Below are 12968 nucleotides of genomic sequence, written 5' to 3'. Positions count from 1 at the left end.
TAAGAGAAGTGTCTGAGTGTGCAGTGCACAAAAAAGCAGTTATTTGGGTAATTGGTTGAGTAACGCTTGGAATGACTCTGCGGCGTGATATTGCTTTTTCGTGTTATCGACGAGATCGGCAAGTACAGGATCAGAATAGCGAAGGTCATCTTCGATTGTTGACGCAAGATCATATGCGGCTTTTAGATCTCCCCCCATCAACTCGATAAGAAGCTGTTCTTTGAGAGATAAGCGCAAGCGGTGATGTCTTAGCAAAGCGTAAAGAAGGCCGCTGTTTTTTAACGCAAGGTCAGCTTGCGGCATTTTCTGGTCGATAAACGGATTACTAAATTTTTCAGTTTGAATAGCAAACGTTGGAGAAGAAAACTCACGTAAAAACGCCGTTGCTTCCGGTGACAGGTGTTCAGTTTGAGCGTTATCTGAACGCTGCGAGCCTAAAAGCAACTCCTTCATCAACTCACAAGACGACAAACGCTCATCTACCGAAGACATGATTTTTTTAACACGCTTTGTGTCATTAAAAAATGCATCCAGAATAAGTGCGTTGTACAAACAAGGCAGCGCATTCGCAGCTACAAGGCATTTACTCCGCATGTTTAATTGCGCATCGGAGTACCCCTCTCTGACTATCGCTTTCTCTGGTACCGTTTTATTGCGAATATAAGAATTTGCTTTATCGCGAAGAAATTTCCCCTCAACACCGAACAGGGCTTCGACAGCTTGATTACTGTTCATCGTTGCTTCTATCGACACAACGCCTCCTCGATCAGACGGTCTTCAGACTGATAATTAAGTTCCTCAAAGTCAGTATTGTTCGCAATGCTGCTGGCTTTTGAATAAATAGAGCCTTCTGCGAGGCCAGCATAAGTGCCACAATAATCACGACTCGACAGATGCAACAACGCCCCCAAACAGTACCCCGCACGGAACCCCTCTTCTTGAGACGTTGTCAAAAATGCGCCGAAACGCTCATCATCTTTTTTGTTGTACAACTCAATGTATTCTTGGCATGCACTGGCAAGAAAGGCTGCCGAACCCGGCCCTGAAAAAGCCGCACTTCTGGCCAACACAGCGTGAGGAAATAGCATGGCCAAAAACAATAAATACTTCATGACGATGCTCCCTCTTTTGAGTTGTCTTTATCCTTCGGAAAATCTTGGTTGGAATTCTGCTGAATATGATTATCAAGTTGTCGATAAGAGAAAAATAAAACCAACAGCATGGCCGCATAATTCGCCATTTCCACCATCGGTGAGTAGAAAATGAATTCAGTTTCCGACGGGAAGTAGATCAACAATGGCGTCGCCACAACTCCGACCCAAAAAAACAATTTACCTTGAGGGATAACTAACAATTTCACCCACTCAATAAATTTGTGCTTTCTTTGTTTCGCTTTTGAGCTGAATCTAACTAAGCCAATCCAAGACACCAGTAAGAATGCTAGCTCAAACCAATCCAGTTCGCGTATCGATAGACCTCGTTCAAAGATCACAAAGGGTGTAAAAACGAATACCAACAACCCACATAGGAATAGAAATCCTCGCCAGACCTTCACTGTAAACTTCACAACCGCAATCCATCCCTTTTAACAACCAACAGAACCACCTCAACAAAAACCGCTAAGTCAATGTTTTAAATAAGGATACTATCATGTTCACTGTGCTTTAATTCTAGTTTTTTGAGCGACATTCTCGTTTCATACAGCTTAGATTTAACAACCTTTCGAATATACGACGCATTTGGCGATCTTGATGAAATATTCGAACAACGCACCAATGAAACAAACCACCATGTTTTTGCACAAAAAGAAAGGCGCATTGATTCTCGATGCTTTCGAGTCGGTATTCAGTACTAAAGGTTGTCCTTGAAGCTGCGCACTCCGTTCAAAAGACGATTGATCACAGCGAGATTTGGCATGATATGTCCAAAGTGAACAATCAACATTTCACTGATGCTCATCCCACACCTCATGCCCACATCAATTTATGAGATCTCCCTTCAGGCCACCTTTTGCTAAGCAGGCCAGATATTGCTCCGCGCTGAGCAAACTTTGGCCTGTTCCACCAAATGTTGCAGGTTATCTCATTGTTTTTCTTATAAGCCCAAATTGGCATACACATTGCGTGGGTGTATTGGTCAACTGATACTCTCACTCAATAAGGAAAATGCGATGCCTACTCCTTGCTATATCGCCATCGAAGGCAAAACTCAGGGCAACATCACCGCTGGTGCTTTCACTGCAGACTCTGTTGGTAACATCTATGTTGAAGGCCACGAAGACCAAATGCTGGTCCAAGCCTTTGACCACATCGTCACTGTACCTACCGACCCACAAAGCGGTCAGCCTTCAGGCCAACGTGTGCACAAGCCATTCAAGTTCACCGTGGCACTTAATAAAGCTGTACCACTGATGTACAACTCACTCGCCTCTGGTGAAATGCTGCCGAAGATTGAGCTGAAGTGGTACCGCACCTCCGTGGAAGGAAAGCAAGAACACTTCTTCTCGACCATTTTGACTGACGGCACCATCATCGATATCGATTGCCAAATGCCCCATTGTCAGGATGCAGAGAAAAAAGAGTTCACTCAGTTAGTTACCGTCTCTGTTGCTTATCGCAAGATTGATTGGGAACACACAGTGGCAGGTACGTCAGGTGCCGATGACTGGCGTGCGCCGATCGAAGCGTAAGTCATGTGATAGAGAGTACGCAGACTGTATTGCACTGCGTACTCTTTCAAAAGCGGCCATCAGCCTGCTTTTGAAAGAGTACACACACTTAGATGGACGAAGCAGGTTACATTATGGCGACGGAAAGCGGACTGCAGTTTACATTAACAATCGAAGGGCTGTCGGACGATACATTTGCCGTCTTGGCATTTGTCGGTGAATCCGCCCTTTCCGCTCCCTTTGTCTTCGACGTCAAGCTTGCGAGTCGTCACGCCTCAATATCAGCGCTTGATACTGTTGACCGAAAAGTCACCTTACAGATTTGGAAAAACGGCCTGCTTGAGCAACGCGTTAACGGAGTTGTTAGGCAATTCGTAAAAGGAGACCGCGGGTTTGGTCATACGCACTACACACTTGAGTTTGTTCCTGCCCTCTCACGCTTATCACTGCGACAAAACAGCCGCATTTTCCAACATCAAACGGTTCCAGAGATCATCAGCCTTCTGCTTGATGAAATGGGAATCGATGATTATGCATTCTCGCTTTCAGGCTCACCCCAAGTACGAGAATACTGCGTTCAATATCGTGAAACCGACCTTGAATTTCTTGATCGCATTGCTGCTGAAGAAGGCATCTTTTACCTTTTCGTTCAGGAAAAAGACAAACATACCGTTCTATTTTCTGATGACACGCAAACCCTTCCCCATTCTGATTTATCACTGCCTTACAACCCACAAGCTGGCGGTCTTAGCGAAGAAGCCTTCATTCAACAATGGCAATACGCCGTAAAAAGACGGCCGTCGTCCGCAGTATTAAAAGATTACAGCTTTAAAAAACCTGCTTACGGATTCCTGCATGAAACCGCAGGAAGTGACATGGCATATCAACGTGGCGACTATGAGCACTATGACTTCCCCGGCCGATACAAAAGCGATGCAGCAGGCAAACCGTTTGCCCAATACCGCCTTGAACACCTAAGAAGTGACGCCTTTGTCGCACACGCGACCAGTAATGTTGCCCAAATAGATGCAGGGCTCCTGTTCGAACTTGAGGAGCAAGACGATACGTCAAGCAAAGGCTGGATTGTCATCTCAATGCAGTGTGAAGGTACACAGCCTCAAGCGCTCGAAGAATATGGGGGCGAAGGGATGACGTCTTTCAATAATCACTTTTCAGTCATCCCTGGACATCGACCATGGCGCCCCGCACCGCAGCCAAAACCTTGTGTTCAAGGGCCGCAAATCGCGACAGTCACAGGGCCTGCCGGTGAAGAAATTTTCTGTGACGAACATGGACGAGTGAAAGTGCAATTTCCGTGGGATCGCTATGGCCAAAATGATGAAGCATCAAGCTGTTGGGTTCGTGTGTCACAAGGCTGGGCTGGCGGTCAGTATGGCATGACAGCCATCCCTCGTATCGGACATGAAGTTATTGTTTCTTTTTTAGAGGGCGATCCTGACCAACCCATCATCACTGGACGCACACATCACGCAACTAACACGCCACCGTATGTATTGCCAACCAACAAAACCAAAACCGTCATCAAAACACAAACCCATAAGGGAGAGGGTTTTAATGAGCTGAGCTTTGAAGATCAACATGAAAGCCAGCTGATTTATGTCCATGCACAAAAAGACTACAAAGAAGACGTCAGGAACAATCAAAACAAGAACGTAGGCAATGACCGCGAGAAATACATTGGTAATGACCAACGTCTAACGGTGGGTCAAGATGAAGAGAACAACATTCATCGCGATCGCAAAACTGTCATCGGCCAAGACCAACATTTTGAGGTAGGGCGAGACGAATTTAGGTTAATAAAGCGCCACTTTAGGCTTGAAGTACAAGATCAACGAAAAGACATTTCTCGCGCTAATCATGATGTGTCCGTGGACGGTAACTACACAAATAAAGTCCTAGGGAAAACGGTTTTAGAGTCTTCTCAAGGTGTACTCATTCATACCGACAACCTCACACTCAACGGCTCTCAAAAAGTCGTCATTCAAGGGCCCGGTGGCAAAATTGTTATCGATGGCGGAGGTGTCACCATTGAATCACCCAATATCCAATTAAAAGGGCCTGTAGCCGTCTCCACGGGTGCCAGTGCGCAACTTGCGACTTTACAAGGCGCAGCTATTGAAGGGACGCCGCTCGTTGACCCTTGTCACGATTGCGGAGAATAGACCAATGACAACATCCAAGCGCGACAGTCTTATTGCGCACCAACAGTTTTTTGCCGTCATTGATAGCGCACTATTACCAGAGCCTTTGTGGTACGCCAAAGGGGCGGGGCTTCCTCTTAAAAGTCTTTTCTTGAACAAAGATAAACCGTTAGAAGACAAAGGCCCTTGGCTTATCAACCTCCAAGATGCACCTGACATGATGGATTTGCTGCTAGAACAAGATGTTCATGGGCATGGCACACTGTGGTGTTCCAGTCCTCTCGATATTCAGTCCCTCTCTGATCAACTGACAAAGCGGGTTTACGCGAAAAAGCCCGATGGCACCATCACCCGTTTTCGGTTCTACGATCCTCGCGTCTTACACCATTACCTTCTCTCAGAATCAGACGAAAAGGTTGGGCAGTTTCTTCAGCCATTTTCACGCCTCACTTACGCAAGCCTCAACCCCTTTCGGTTCGAACACTATTGGAATGAATGGCTCGTGCAAGAACAAGAGACCGTTTACCTAGAATCTCCTCTTTATTCAGCATCAACGGAGCAAAGCCATGGCAACGCCGATCGCGCTTAAAGGACATCATCACGCCTGCCCAATGGTGACAGGAAACACCCCTCATGTGGGAGGTCCCATCACCGACGGTGACAGCGCACTCACCATTAATGGCGTGCCTGTTGGGTTGGTCGGGCACGCTTGCCAATGCCAAGTTGGCGGGCCTGACACATTGTCACAAGGACACGGGGGGTTAACGGTGAACGGAACGCCTGTGGTACTTCAAGGCTACGGCACCCAGCATGGCGGTGTTGTAACCCAAGGCGATGGCGCACTGACCGTGGATTAGGACACAGATATGAACTGGGAACTGACTCAAGACATCATGGACGACATGCCTGTATGGATGCTGCGAAACGAACAGCACGCACTCGTCAGGCATTTATTGACACTGCCCTCCCCTCCTACGGATGAAAATCATTGTTATGAGTGGGTGGAAACGGAGTCGTCGCTAGCACGGCAATTGACGATCACCTCTTGCGACGCCTTAAAGCTCGTCATTGAAGCCCTGTATCTCACCGAGAACACATTGGCCGATGACATCACCTCACTCAAACTTGCTGGTAATGGGCTTCAAAGTGCTCGCGCTACTCTCTTTCATCAAGCGTTAATGTCTGCACATAGCCAAAAGGAAGATAGCCATGTCGTCATGTAGTGCCAATTGTAAATGCCGTTGTGGAACCATCGCCTTTGTTTTTGTACCGGGCATTATGGGGACGCGTCTTAAAAATGCTGGAAGTGGCAAATCAGTCTGGGATCCAGCAGCGGGAATGGAGTTTTCTGGTCCAAGTAGTCACGCGGAAGAAATCAAAGCAGAACGGGAAGCAGAGCTCGAAGCCGCTCAACCAGATAGCAGTGATAGATGGTATTGGGAAACACCCGGAAAATGGCTTCAGCGCCGCTGGATTGGCGTAAAAGATGTAGGGCATGGTGCATCTGAGAAAGTACGGAGGGGCCGAACCACAGTGGCGCTGGTTCCGCGCGTTTCTGACTTGTTGTTTTCAGGCCCTCTCGCACGAAAAAAACTTCTGGTCGACGCTAACACAAAAAAACAAGGCCCGCCCATTAGCCAGCGAAATGATGATTTACTGGATATTGATGAAGGAACGGATGACTACTTTCGTGTCTATACCTCTGTACCTAAATCTCAAATGGCAATGAAACGAGAGCGAGGCTGGGGAGAAGTGCATTGGGACAGTTATGGCCCCTTATTGAGATACCTAGAGCAAAAAGCACCGGCGCTTAAAAAAGATTTCCCAGGCATCGAGTTCCCTGTTTTTGCCGTCGGTTATAACTGGATGCTCAGCAATGAAGAAGCAGGGAAAAGATTAAAAGAAAAACTCGCCACGTTTAAAAAGCAGCTCTTAGACGAAGATAAGGCTGGCCCTAACCGAGGAATAACAGACAGCGACATTAAATTCATCGTGATCAGCCACTCTATGGGCGGGTTTGCCAGTCGCGCAGGGTTCAAACTCAGTGGTGTCGAGTCTGACGTGGAAGCGGTGATCCATGGAGCAATGCCAACCCATGGCAGCCCATCGACGTATCGGCAGTTTCGTGCGGGGGCCGTAGGCGGCGGAGCAGCAAAATTTATACTTGGCAAAAATGCCGCTGATACCGCCGCTATTTTGGGTTTCTGCCAAGGCGGCTTAGAGCTATTGCCGAATCAACTGTATGTCGATGCAAAGAACAACAGCGAATGGTTATTTGCAAATACCTCTCCGTCACAATCATCCTCACATCGGCAATCACTGATCAGCTACGGTGCATCAGTGTTTAGCTTTTATAAGAAGTTTGATAAGTGGTACAGCATGGTTCAGCCCGTGTTACTGGCGCCGGAATTAGCGGGAGTTAGAAACGCCAGTTTGGAAAAACATATCGATGCATACTCTGACAGAATAAATAAGATTAAAAAGTTCCACCTCTCTTTGGCTGCACAATTTCATGCTACAACTGCATTAATCTATAGCAACAACCCTGACACCAAGGCCTTTGATCATTGTGAATGGCGACGTGTCGATGATGCAGGTGATGATTTGTCTAAAGCGCCTATCGACAGCTTGCATGTTTACTCTGATGAAAATCATCAATGGTTTGGTGTTGACGGAGATTTAGGGTTATTGACGCCCGCAACGTCAGCAAAATTTAACCGAGAATTTGATGCGTGGATCCAAAACCAAAGATACAGCACCCGGCAATACCCTTCATCACCGCCGAAGGCGCCAGCGGCCAAAATGAGGCTTGAAGATGAAAGTGCCAATGGTGATGGAACGGTGCAAGAAGGTGCGGGGCTTTATCCTTCAGGGGTGCTGACGGAAGGGCTCAAAGCAACAGAAGAACACCAAGGGTTTTATAACTGCAATGACGTTAGGGATAAAATGATGGTTTACTTAGAGAAATGGGTAGCGGATATCCACCAACAATTTGCAGGGCCTTAAATGTTAAAACGTATCAAGTTTACAAGCCTGAACCTCATTAATGCAGGACTCCTCAGTTTTTTCATAGGAATGACGACAATGACACAAGCAAGCTCGCAACCAGAAGGCCCTGAGTCCATACCATTTAGTACACATTGCCTAGGCCGTTACCTTATCGATTTGCCACAAGACATGGCACTGTTAAAGCTCAGTGTTGTACATCCGATATACCAATTCAACACCTTTGGCAGCGGCGCAATTCGCGGTCGAGACAACAAAGGTTTGCTTGAAGGCAAAGAGAGAATCGCTACTTGGTTGAAAATGGTTGATGAAGAAAAGATAAAATACTACCAAGAAAATCCCGCTCAGTATGTTGCCCAAAAATTGGATCAAGATATAAAAGTAGGAGTCATCGAAGTTGACTTAAAAGCCTTAAGGGAGGACCCAAACGCAGACCGTTTATTTCAGACCTACTTGCTCGTCGATAATCCGGACATAAAGAAAAGCCTAGTGGTCAATGAAATCTATGATTTGAGGCTACCAAAGGGACAAAAGGATGCCACAGAAAAAATCAATGCAAGAGCAGCGAATCTTGTAAAAGCAGCGAGTAACATAGAACTTGGTAACGTGAGTAACACTAATGCGGTTGGTTTGTGTTTCCCAGACGGTATTACGGTCCACGCGTCTTCCCCTGAAAAAGACACAGACGGCTCATACAGAGAGCTTTACACCGTCTCGTTTAGAAATGGCAAAAACTCCTCGTTGGAATTTGATGTCACGACCTACCCAAGTGGCGCCGAAAGCAGTTTAGAAGAAGAAACAGATAAAGCCTCAGGGCTTTGGGCGATGCTGGCAAGCAAGAAAGTGACAGTGGCGGGCAGAGAAGGACGCTTGTTCATCAGTGACGGACAATACTCTTCGTCGCAAAGAGAGTTTGTGTGGACGAGTTCTGATTCCAAAACCAACAGCGTGCGAAATACGCACATCCAGATAAGCGGAGAACTTGAAATAGAAGATTACCCGCAAATGAAACCACTCAACGCCACGGATGTGATTATTGCTCTGCTTAAGTCAATCAGGATCAGAGAAAATGGGATGGCGGGTGTCACAAACTAACATGATGAAAGAACATGAAAATGCAACGGTGCTTGACGCCTTCAATACGGTACTTGGTATTGAAGGGCGTCCGTTTGGACAAACGAATAAACCCGTTTTTGGTTTGAGTGATAACAAGAAAGGCGTGCAGTGGAACATCGCGATATTTGCAGATACCAGCTTCATGCGTATCGGCGTTAACCTTGAGGGCATGAAATATCGTGATTGGCCTATCGCCACCTTCATCTTGAACGAACTGGCCGAGCCATCTCTGAACGATCTCAAACGTCAATTAGGTCCAGACAAAGAGATCCGCATTCGTTTCACGCGAGACGCATGGCAATTGGCTTCCCGCCCCACCATCGAAGAACAATTGATTGGCGGAAAAGCGTTCACGTTAGATAGCGTTGATGGCAACACGTGGCAAGCCATGTTGGAAGAAGCCAAAGGGTGTTTAGATGAGACAAAAGGCTATCGAGGAAGAGCAAAGCAACACGTTACCGTGCTGAAAAAAGATGGCAGCGCAAACCTAAAAGAGATGGAAGTGTCTCCCCACCTCACCATCTGGACGCCCCTGACATACGGCACAAACATGCAGACAAAGATTCAAGAATGCATGGAAGAATTACAGCCTGTGCACGATTGGATGACTGCTTGTTCAAAGGCATAAAACACTTTTCAGCGGCATTCACGATGTCTGCATTTACCACGAACATGACGTTCGTTCACACTAAGGATAGACAGTGAAACTACTTGGCATTGACCTCGCGTGGCAGGGAGAGAAAAACACCTCAGCACTGTGCTTCGGCACCTTGCATCATCAACGCTTAACCGTCGACACCCTCATACCCGCCGTGCTCGGTATAAACAATATCAAAACGCTCATCGCGCAGCACCCCACCACCAAAGGGATAGCCATTGATGCACCGCTTATCATTCCCAATAAAACGGGACAACGTGAATGTGAAAAAGCCTTGAGCAAAGTTTACGGCGCACGAAAAGCATCCTGCCATACCTCAAATCAAACACTTTACCCAGATGCACTAAGCGTTGCCTTATCCCAACATTTATATCAATCAGGTTATGAACACCTTGGACGCGATTGCTGGCAGATAGAGTGCTACCCCCACCCCGCCATCATAGAAAGTTTTGGGCTCTCAGAAAGGCTTCTCTACAAGAAAGGCACCGTGGCCGACAAGAAAACTGGCCAAGTTCATTTTGCTGACAAACTCAAAGCGCTCGCACATTCCTCGGTTCTTGCTCTGGACGTACCACCCGCTTATGCCCACGTTTTGAACCGCGATGAAATACAACAACTCAAAGGGCAAGCACTTAAACAAAATGAAGACGCATTAGACGCCATCATGTGCCTTTATATTGCAGGCTTATATGCGTCAAACCCCTCAATGGGTGTTCAATATGGAAACAGAGAAAGTGGCTACATATGGGTACCAACAACATTATGCATTTAGCTTATAAAAACCTGTAATTGCTCCTATCCGCTCAGCCTCTACTCTGCCCTCTCTGCTCTTCAAGCTCTTCCCAGACCCCAGGTCCGCTTTTCGCTTTCCCTGCTCTTCCCGCTTTTATCTGCTCTTTCTCGTATCTCGTCCCTGCCCTTACCCGCTCTTACAAAAATTAAGACAAACCTGTAAACAATAACGTCATATCCTACTTAGCGACTAAGAACAAAATCCAATAAAAATAAACAATTACGCGCATATCAACACGCTGTATACACGGAAGTATCTATGCTAACCAAAACCAAATATCTGCCCCTTCTCCTTCTCTTATCTGGCTGTAACTTGTCAGACTCCGCGCCGCAGAATGACGAAAACAATACAGATAGCCCCCCCATTACCGATATCGAGGTTCCCGAAGAAATTGTTCAAGAACTGAAAGATCAGCCAACGGTCGATGCCCAGTTTGGCGTGCTCTATGGTCAATATGACCACCTGCTCGATCGCAGTGATTCGTTGACAGGCACCGATGAGAACCAAAACGGCATTCGCGATGACATAGAAACCTTCATCAACCTCTTAGATGTTACCGAGCCAGTGCGCAACGCCCTGATGCAAGATGCCCGTCAAAAGCAGGAAAATCTCTACCATGACTTTAGCGAAAATACGGATGAGAACATCGATAAAGCCTGGGAGATCAGCGATAAGTACTTAAGGGTTATTGCCTGCAAGGAATACGTGGGTATGGCTGTAAGAGATATGACCAATACCTCAAAGACATTGACAGCACTGACTTACAATACGAAATCCCGAACACTGGCCTATCTGGCTTACAACCGATTACTCGACGGCCACCTTTCAACCTTGTTAGATGCAAAGGAGGAGTACTGTGAATAAGTTATTGTTCTCGGTTGCTTTGCTCATTCTGCCTTGTTTCACAACAGCAGCCACCCAAGATGAATGTAAGGTTGAAGGGTATGTGGTCGGATTTTTCAATGGTGTGGCAAATACCGAATCACAAGCACAAGATGGACTCTTTGAGTTAAAAAGCACCATAGGGATTAATAGCTACAACGGTGAAGACGTCGAATACCAGTTGTTTTATAACGACTCAAGGATAGACGAGGGCGCAATATATGTACTTGGCGATCTCGCTGAAACCTTCGATCAACGGACTAACGAATTAGGCGATATCGCGGGCGATCGATGGGAAGCGTTTTGGGATATCATCAGCGGTCGAAGTAACAGTTCGATGATCCAACGTATCATTTCAATCATCCCGTCTTTCGCTGATTTTGTACTCTCTGTTGTCAATAGCACCATGAACGAACTCATCACCGCGCTACTTGAATCTCTCGCCTCCTTGAGTGGCGGCTCTGCCAACACAGCAGAAGTGCGAACAACGCATAACCTAATCAATGACTCGCAAACCTGGCTAGGCAAAAAGCTCGTCTATGTTGCTCACTCACAAGGGAATCTGTGGGTAAACGAGTCATATAACTACGTGAATGCACAAGAAGGCTACGACAACGGAAGCTTGGCCGTTGTTCATATTGCGCCCGCGTCTCCCACACTGAACGGTGACTATGTGCTCTCCAGCAGTGACATTGTGATCAATGGGCTGCAATTTACAGGCCCTGGTTCAGTTGCACCGCCAAATTCGCTTGTTCCTCTATCTAGTGGCGATCCTTCAGGGCACATGCTTGTCGAGAGTTACTTAACCGATTCAGGCACCCGCTCTATGATCCGAAATCAGATTAACACGGCTTTTGCGCGTGTGGCAAAACCCGAGCTTGAAGATCATTTGTACAAAATCACTTACCAGTACTCACAGAACTTTTTACAACAACATAAAACGCCCGAATATGATTTTGTCGACAACAAAAAAGACAGAGACTATTGCGATGAATGGGTGAATGGTTACAGTTGCTTTGAATACGTTACCTCGGGAGGCGGAACAGGCTATAACAGCAAGCTAGACCCTGCCAGTGGCGTCAAACCCCTCATGTTCAAAAACAAAAAATCCGCGACCAAACACGACGTCACTATTGAAACATGTAAAGACATTGATGAAGTCGGTTCATTCTTGTTTGGTGATTTTGCCAACCCAAAACAGCTCAAAGGGCCGCTAGACATCACCAAGTCAATCAAAGTCGTGGATAGGTTCGATGACACCTGGTTAGAATTTGATCATGATATAAGCCCAGCCAAAGCTAACTCCCTCATATCATGCGCAGGATTTGGCAACTTCATCGAGCTTATCGCCTCACAAGAACACTACAGCGAAGATGAAAAAAACGCATTAAAAAGGCTCAACCTCTCCGGTAACTACGTCTTAGCCGCTGAAACGTTTGATAGCGTTTGTCTGCTGCACTAACAAACAAAAAAGGCGATGGTCACCCATCGCCTTTCCATTATCAATCAGAATAATTTGCATAACCTGAATAGAGTTCCCTAGCTCCGCTCTCCATGTTCTTCCTGCTCTTAACGCTCTTTGTCCCCTCCACTTTTCAAGGGGAGGGTTAGGGAGAGGTTAAGCGTCAGGGATGATGAAACAGATATCCAATACAAACATCCAGCACCGAGCAGTAACCCCCT

The 12968-nt window shown here is 46.6% G+C and carries 14 protein-coding genes; 11 read left to right on the top strand and 3 right to left on the bottom strand.

Annotation, left to right across the window (positions count from 1 at the left end):
* Positions 1-39: 39 nt before the first annotated feature.
* From EQP46_RS08920 to EQP46_RS08910, 3 genes are read right to left on the bottom strand one after another with little or no spacing between them, the layout of a single operon-like run.
* The gene (locus EQP46_RS08920; protein ID WP_129493307.1) at positions 40-753 is read right to left on the bottom strand and encodes a hypothetical protein; all 714 of its coding nucleotides are present in this window, start codon (positions 751-753) and stop codon (positions 40-42) included.
* The gene (locus EQP46_RS08915) at positions 744-1112 is read right to left on the bottom strand and encodes a hypothetical protein (protein WP_129493306.1); all 369 of its coding nucleotides are present in this window, start codon (positions 1110-1112) and stop codon (positions 744-746) included. The genes EQP46_RS08920 and EQP46_RS08915 overlap by 10 nt, the downstream gene beginning before the upstream one ends.
* Positions 1109-1567, bottom strand: a complete 459-nt coding sequence (locus tag EQP46_RS08910) for a hypothetical protein (protein ID WP_129493305.1) — start codon at positions 1565-1567, stop codon at positions 1109-1111. Before EQP46_RS08910 ends, EQP46_RS08915 begins: the two co-directional genes overlap by 4 nt.
* Before the next feature lie 603 nt (positions 1568-2170).
* Between EQP46_RS08910 and EQP46_RS08905 the strand changes: the two genes are divergently transcribed.
* The 11 genes from EQP46_RS08905 to EQP46_RS08855 all read left to right on the top strand — a co-directional run bounded on the left by EQP46_RS08905 (position 2171) and on the right by EQP46_RS08855 (position 12747).
* A complete protein-coding gene (locus tag EQP46_RS08905) occupies positions 2171-2689 on the top strand; it encodes an Hcp family type VI secretion system effector (RefSeq protein WP_028021530.1) in 519 nt (172 codons plus the stop codon).
* Positions 2690-2781: 92 nt separating this feature from the next.
* Complete coding sequence (locus tag EQP46_RS08900; protein WP_240671689.1) at positions 2782-4851, top strand: type VI secretion system Vgr family protein; 2070 nt, start codon at positions 2782-2784, stop codon at positions 4849-4851.
* 4 nt (positions 4852-4855) lie between these two features.
* Complete coding sequence (locus tag EQP46_RS08895; protein ID WP_129493304.1) at positions 4856-5419, top strand: DUF4123 domain-containing protein; 564 nt, start codon at positions 4856-4858, stop codon at positions 5417-5419.
* The gene (locus EQP46_RS08890) at positions 5397-5687 is read left to right on the top strand and encodes a PAAR domain-containing protein (protein WP_129493303.1); all 291 of its coding nucleotides are present in this window, start codon (positions 5397-5399) and stop codon (positions 5685-5687) included. Before EQP46_RS08895 ends, EQP46_RS08890 begins: the two co-directional genes overlap by 23 nt.
* Before the next feature lie 9 nt (positions 5688-5696).
* Positions 5697-6053 carry a hypothetical protein gene (locus tag EQP46_RS08885; protein WP_129493302.1) on the top strand — a complete coding sequence of 119 codons (357 nt, stop codon included), beginning with the start codon at positions 5697-5699 and terminating at the stop codon, positions 6051-6053.
* Positions 6040-7836 carry a lipase family protein gene (locus tag EQP46_RS08880; protein WP_129493301.1) on the top strand — a complete coding sequence of 599 codons (1797 nt, stop codon included), beginning with the start codon at positions 6040-6042 and terminating at the stop codon, positions 7834-7836. The genes EQP46_RS08885 and EQP46_RS08880 overlap by 14 nt, the downstream gene beginning before the upstream one ends.
* Entirely contained in the window at positions 7837-8931 is a 1095-nt protein-coding gene (locus EQP46_RS08875) for a hypothetical protein (RefSeq protein ID WP_129493300.1), read from the top strand.
* Positions 8918-9580 (top strand): hypothetical protein, encoded by a 663-nt coding sequence (locus EQP46_RS08870; protein WP_129493299.1) that lies wholly within the window; start codon positions 8918-8920, stop codon positions 9578-9580. Before EQP46_RS08875 ends, EQP46_RS08870 begins: the two co-directional genes overlap by 14 nt.
* Before the next feature lie 73 nt (positions 9581-9653).
* Positions 9654-10382 (top strand): DUF429 domain-containing protein, encoded by a 729-nt coding sequence (locus EQP46_RS08865; RefSeq protein WP_129493298.1) that lies wholly within the window; start codon positions 9654-9656, stop codon positions 10380-10382.
* A gap of 279 nt (positions 10383-10661) precedes the next feature.
* Positions 10662-11267 carry a chromosome partitioning protein ParA gene (locus EQP46_RS08860; protein ID WP_129493297.1) on the top strand — a complete coding sequence of 202 codons (606 nt, stop codon included), beginning with the start codon at positions 10662-10664 and terminating at the stop codon, positions 11265-11267.
* Positions 11260-12747 carry a hypothetical protein gene (locus tag EQP46_RS08855; RefSeq protein WP_129493296.1) on the top strand — a complete coding sequence of 496 codons (1488 nt, stop codon included), beginning with the start codon at positions 11260-11262 and terminating at the stop codon, positions 12745-12747. The genes EQP46_RS08860 and EQP46_RS08855 overlap by 8 nt, the downstream gene beginning before the upstream one ends.
* Positions 12748-12968 lie beyond the last annotated feature (221 nt).

This window comes from Enterovibrio baiacu (assembly GCF_004120195.1).
Taxonomy (GTDB): Bacteria; Pseudomonadota; Gammaproteobacteria; order Enterobacterales; family Vibrionaceae; genus Enterovibrio; species Enterovibrio baiacui.
The sequence above is the reverse complement of the archived record's forward strand: the minus strand, read 5'-3'. Positions and strand labels throughout refer to the sequence as shown.